Source organism: Flavobacteriales bacterium (assembly GCA_013001705.1).
Taxonomy (GTDB): Bacteria; Bacteroidota; Bacteroidia; order Flavobacteriales_D; family JABDKJ01; genus JABDLZ01.
In genome coordinates this window covers 1-4,314 of sequence record JABDLZ010000190.1, presented here as the reverse complement: position 1 = coordinate 4,314, position 4,314 = coordinate 1, and the positions used below count along the sequence as shown (strand labels likewise).

Below are 4,314 nucleotides of genomic sequence, written 5' to 3'. Positions count from 1 at the left end.
GCTATTAGCAGGGGGAAGGATAGAGATCCAGGAATTCGGATTCATGGATCCTTTCATACGGATGCGTCCATCAAGAGCTGCTACTGGACCTGTCGACCAGGTTCATAGCTTTTTTGAGGTCTTGGATCTTGGTGCGGCTGACGGGCACATAGATACCTCCGAAGTCTTTGAAGAAAGCGTTGTAATGACCGCCTGACCGGTATTTCAGTTCTGTGACTTTCTTCACATTGATGATATTACCCTGATGCACTCTCATGAAGTCACTGCTTGGCAACTGTTCCATAATGTCTTTCAGAGGTCTTCTGGTCTCTATCTGTCGTTCTTTCATGTAAAGAATACTCTTATTCCCATGTTTGGATACAAAGAACAACTCGTCAGGATTCATCTCATTCTGGTAGTTCCTTCGGTCAGAAGGAGTAAGCTCCTCGTTGCTCGGAGGGTCGAATGCATATCCCTTGAGCCACTGAACGGCATTTCTGAAATCTGAGAATACCATATCCTCATAGTCGAAATCCTTCTCCAAGAAGCGATCCATGGAATATTGTGCTACCTCATCTTCAGAATAGATGTGTGCCGTTTTCTTCAAGCCATTGGCCAGCATCTTAGGCATGAACACTTCCTCCAACCATGCGAGTGAATGGGACCATGTTCCTTTGATCCTTCTGTCATCATGCACTATGCTGCCACAGCCGTATTCTATCATTGAATCGACCAACATGAGGCATCCTTCCTTTACATCATCAAAGGTCGAATACCCGTACCAGGCCATGTAGAGAAAGTCATTGGAGCCTAGATAGATGCTCATGCATTTGGTTTCTCGGACCCTGGTATACTTTACCACCTTACGTTCAATCATAACGTATCAAATTGCTCGTGGTCGAAACGTGGTTGAGGGTAGTGAATTCCTGTAAACTGCGTTCAAAATAAGGAGAAAATGTGTTGCCCCCAAATGTTGTGATTGTCGACTTTTTAAAGTCTTATGATTCTTGAATAGGCCATAATTAGCTAGTAGGCATTTACTGATAATTGTTAGCACATTCTTGGTCCAACTAATTGAAAAGATTCGTCTGCTCGGTTGAATCGAGCAAGGATTCGAATACAGGGCTGGTCAATAACTTGATAGAGGCTACTAGGCTTTCTGCTATTTCTCAAATAGTTGAATGCGATTTCCGTCCGGATCTTTGATCACCAAGGTCTGAGCTTCACTGACAGGATCATGAACCAATTGTTCTAGATGCCCGTGCTTTTTGGCAAATCCGGCTAGATCGGCAAACACAAAACCGATCTTGAATAGACCCTCTACTTTGGAGTTCGACCCGTAGTTGGCCAGTGAGTCCTCCAGATCTATGGCGCTATCCAGTTGGATCAGTTCCACATGGAGATGCTCATTGATCAGATTGGATTGGATCAACCCGCGTTCTGGAACGGAGCGTTGGTCATACTCGGTCAGCGAGAAGTGTGTGCGATACCATTCGCTTGAAATCTCCATATCCTCTACGATCACAGCTACGAAGGTCCGCTGAATAGGAGGATGAGATGAATGGCAGGAACTGAGTAGGGCAAAGGTGAAGAGTAGGTACAGTCTTGTGTTCTTCATACTGACGGGGTATCCTATTATAGAGAACAAGATAGTCAGGTGAGTTGTATTGAAAAGACCAGCACACTCCTAAGTTGGTTTGTTCAATAAAAAAAAAAGACCCTCCCAAAGAATCTATGATCTCCAGAAGGGTCTTCAACCAAAACAACCAGATGAAAAGGCTGCTAATTCACTAGTTCTGCGTCCTTGATGGGTTTGCGGAATACGATTTTTCCTTCGAATACATCCATCACCACAGTTTGTGTCTTATCAATGTTGCCTGCCAGAAGTTGCTTGCTGAGCTCATTGAGGACCTCTTTCTGAATGACCCGCTTGACCGGTCGGGCACCGAATGCAGGGTCGTACCCGGCCTCTGCGATATAGCTGATGGCCTCTTCGCTGGCCGTGAGTTTGATGCCACTGTCCTTCACCCGAGCTGCTAGGAGCTCGAGTTGGAGCTTGACGATCTCCTTGATGTCCTTTCGGTCCAGTGGAGTGAACATGATGGTCTCATCCACACGATTCAAGAACTCAGGACGGAGGGTCTTTCTCAGCAAGGCCATGACCTCGGTGCGGATCTGTTCTTCTTTAGCCGCATCGGCCATTTCCTTCATCTCCTCATATCCTTCTTGGATGATATCGGACCCGATGTTGGAAGTCATGATGATGATGGTGTTCTTGAAATTGACCGTACGACCTTTGTTGTCGGTCAGTCGGCCATCATCCAATACCTGCAGGAGGATATTGAAGGCATCTGGATGGGCTTTTTCTATCTCGTCCAGCAGCACCACGCTGTATGGTTTTCTGCGGACAGCTTCTGTCAGTTGTCCTCCTTCATCATACCCTACATATCCCGGAGGTGCACCTACCAATCGGCTCACGGCATGTCGCTCTTGATATTCGCTCATGTCGATGCGCGTCATGGCTCCTTCATCGTTGAAGAGGAATTCAGAAAGGGCTTTGGCCAATTCGGTCTTTCCGACACCGGTCGTTCCGAGGAAGATGAAGCTCCCTATCGGGCGCTTATCGTCCTGCAGTCCACTTCTGCTGCGTCTGACCGCATCTGCTACAGCCGTGACGGCCTCTTCTTGCCCGACTACGCGCTTATGGAGCTCGTCTTCTAAACGGAGCAATTTTTCCTTCTCGCTCTCCAGCATCTTGGTGACGGGGATACCGGTCCATTTGGATACCACATCGGCTACTTCTTCGGTATCTACTTCTTCTTTGATGAGCTTGGAGTTTGTTTGGAGTTCTTGGAGCTTGGACTTACTCTTTTCCAGAGTCTCTTCTGCCTCTTTGATCTTTCCATATCGGATCTCTGCTACTCTCCCAAAATCACCGGACCGCTCAGCCTGTTCGGCTTCCAATTTGAGGGACTCGATATCTTTCTTGGCCTGCTGGATGGCTTCGACCACTTCTTTCTCCGCTTCCCATTTGCTCTTGAAGTCAGCTCGCTGATCAGTGAGTTCGGCCAGTTCCTTATTGAGTTTCTCCAGTTTCTTCTCGTCCTTCTCACGCTTGATGGCCTCGCGTTCGATCTCTAATTGCATGATCCTTCTTTCTATCTCATCCAGTTCCTCTGGACGGCTATTGATCTCCATACGGAGTTTGGAGGCCGCCTCATCCATCAGGTCGATGGCCTTATCGGGGAGGAATCGGTCCGAGATGTAGCGCTGCGATAGGTCTACTGCCGCTATGATGGCCGCGTCCTTGATGCGTACCTTATGATGGGTCTCGTACTTCTCCTTGATCCCGCGAAGGATGGAGATCGCACTGTCTCTATCGGGTTCATCCACCAGTACCTTCTGGAATCGTCTTTCCAGGGCTTTGTCCTGCTCGAAATATTTCTGGAATTCATTGAGGGTAGTGGCTCCAATGGCCCGTAGCTCTCCTCGGGCCAGTGCGGGTTTGAGGATATTGGCCGCATCCATGGCCCCTTGGCCTCCGCCAGCACCTACCAGCGTATGGATCTCATCGATAAAAAGGATGATCTCCCCATCGGCTCCGGTGACTTCTTGGATGACTGCTTTCAAACGCTCCTCGAATTCCCCCTTGAACTTGGCTCCTGCGATCAGTGCGCCCATATCCAGAGAGTAAAGCTGTTTGTTCTGCAGGTTTTCCGGCACATCACCATTGATGATGCGGTGGGCAAGACCTTCTGCAATAGCGGTCTTACCTGTACCGGGTTCTCCTACGAGTATCGGATTGTTCTTTGTCCTGCGGCTCAGAATCTGGAGCACTCTACGTATCTCCTCATCCCTACCGATCACCGGATCGAGTTTACCGTCCCGTGCCAGTTGGACCAGATTCTTGGCGTATTTGTTCAAGGAATTGTAAGTCTCTTCAGCACTTGCGCTGGTCACTCGTGACCCTTTGCGCAGTTCCTTGATGGCTTCCAAGAGGTCCTTGCGATTCATTCCCGCATCCTTGAGCATTTGGGAGACTTGATTCTTCGTATCGAGAATACCCAATAATAGATGCTCTAATGAAACATACTCATCCTGGGTCTTCTTGATCTCTATGAATGCTTTTTGCAGGGACTCATTGGCATAGCGGCTTAGTCCGATCTGGCCGTTTCCTCCGCTCACCTTGGGATAGCCTTCGATCATCTTCAGTGCAGCCTGTTCAATGGTGCTGGGGTCCATGTTCAATTTCCCGAAAAGGAAGGGGAGAACGTTCTCATCCACCTCAAAGAGGGCCTTGAGTAGGTGAGCATTCTCAATGCTCTGTTGACCATG

At 48.5% G+C, this 4,314-nt stretch carries 3 protein-coding genes; all 3 read right to left on the bottom strand.

Features of this window, described 5'->3' with window-relative positions; all coding sequences use genetic code 11:
- Positions 1-70: 70 nt before the first annotated feature.
- On the bottom strand, positions 71-805 hold the full coding sequence (locus tag HKN79_07740) for a LytTR family transcriptional regulator (GenBank protein NNC83453.1): 735 nt from the start codon (positions 803-805) through the stop codon (positions 71-73).
- A 336-nt stretch (positions 806-1,141) separates the two neighbouring features.
- Positions 1,142-1,597: a VOC family protein gene (locus HKN79_07735; protein NNC83452.1), complete on the bottom strand. Its 456-nt coding sequence runs from the start codon at positions 1,595-1,597 to the stop codon at positions 1,142-1,144.
- 164 nt (positions 1,598-1,761) lie between these two features.
- A partial coding sequence (clpB, locus tag HKN79_07730) for an ATP-dependent chaperone ClpB (GenBank protein NNC83451.1) occupies positions 1,762-4,314 on the bottom strand: 2,553 nt, incomplete at its 5' end.

Excerpts from the sequence above, each read along its gene's own strand:
- HKN79_07735 (NNC83452.1), bottom strand. The coding sequence starts at position 1,597 with ATGAAGAACACAAGACTGTACCTACTCTTCACCTTTGCCCTACTCAGT.
- HKN79_07740 (NNC83453.1), bottom strand. The coding sequence starts at position 805 with ATGAGCATCTATCTAGGCTCCAATGACTTTCTCTACATGGCCTGGTAC.